This window comes from Corallococcus sp. AB049A (genome assembly GCF_003668885.1).
GTDB lineage: Bacteria > Myxococcota > Myxococcia > Myxococcales > Myxococcaceae > Corallococcus > Corallococcus interemptor.
Window position 1 is genome coordinate 1 of sequence record NZ_RAWL01000923.1, and the last position, 542, is coordinate 542.

1 protein-coding gene is annotated in these 542 nt (G+C 67.2%); it reads right to left on the bottom strand.

What is annotated here, in order from left to right; all coding sequences use genetic code 11:
* The coding region (locus D7X55_RS45930; protein ID WP_147470468.1) for an AMP-binding protein at nucleotides 1–322 on the bottom strand (322 nt) is incomplete at its 3' end.
* Nucleotides 323–542 lie beyond the last annotated feature (220 nt).

A 542-nucleotide genomic window follows, 5' to 3' on the forward strand; every position in this document is an offset into this window, starting at 1 on the left:
GTTTCAGCGCGCGCTTGTCGATGCCCGGATCGACCAGCACCGGCACCGCGCCCAGCTTGAACAACGCGAACATCAGCAGGAAGAACTCCGGCGACGGCCGCACCATCACCACCGTGCGCACTCCACGGCCGATCCCATAGCCGGCCAGGCCGGCGGCCATGGCATCACTGCGGGCGTCCAGCTGGCGGTAATCCAGGGTGACATCGTAGGCGGCCATTCCGTTGCCGGCGCCCCGGCGGCCCGGGCAGCGGATGGCGATCTGGTCAGGGCGTTCACGCGCCAGTTCAGGCAGGCGCGCGGCAATGTTGCAGGGTCGGTTCATCCGTTCATTGTCGCCGCTTACGGAATTTCTTGCGCGGCGGCCCACTTCGTGGAAAATCCGCACCCTCGTTCCTGATTCCGACTGCCGCCCGAGGCGGCTTGCCCATGCAACATCCCTGCATGACCTGCGGCGCCTGCTGCACCCAATACCGCGTGGCCTTCCACTGGATGGAATCGGACGAGGTCACCCCCGGCGGCGTGCCGCACCAGCTGACCGAGGT